Source organism: Pseudomonas sp. 43(2021), from assembly GCF_017490805.1.
Taxonomy (GTDB): Bacteria; Pseudomonadota; Gammaproteobacteria; order Pseudomonadales; family Pseudomonadaceae; genus Aquipseudomonas.
This window is the reverse complement of sequence record NZ_JAFGYJ010000256.1, coordinates 1-524: the sequence shown is the minus strand read 5'-3', so window position 1 is coordinate 524 and position 524 is coordinate 1. Positions and strand designations below refer to the sequence as shown.

The window sequence follows — 524 nt, the reverse complement described above, 5'->3', positions numbered from 1 at the left end:
ACGATCCCCTGTGTCTGGCAGACCGTAGCCCCTCACCCTAGCCCTCTCCCGGGGGAGAGGGAACCGACCGAGTTGTGCTGAACTTGACGTCGACCTGAAAGACCATAGCGATTATGGATTCAGAGAAGACCTTTCACGTCGGCGTATTACCTGAATATCCCCCGGTCAGTCCCCTCTCCCTCCGGGAGAGGGCTAGGGTGAGGGCAGCAATCTCGGCCCATTCACCGCCAGACGGGCTGCCGCGACAGCCTGTTTACGTTATACTCGCCGGCTTTCAAAAGTTCGCCAACGAGTGCTGCCCGTCATGGAAATCAACCCGATCCTGAACACCATCAAGGACCTGTCCGAGCGCTCCGAAACTATTCGGGGGTATCTTTGACTACGATCAAAAGCATGAGCGTCTGACCGAGGTCAACCGCGAGCTTGAAGATCCGAGTGTCTGGAACAAACCTGAATACGCCCAGGAGCTGGGCCGCGAGCGTGCCGCGCTGGCGCAGATCGTCGACACCCTCGACGAACTGAAC

1 pseudogene is annotated in these 524 nt (G+C 58.4%); it reads left to right on the top strand.

Going from position 1 to position 524, the window contains the following annotated elements:
* Positions 1-304: 304 nt before the first annotated feature.
* A pseudogene (prfB, locus tag J5M71_RS27060) lies at positions 305-524 on the top strand (peptide chain release factor 2); the annotation flags it as partial.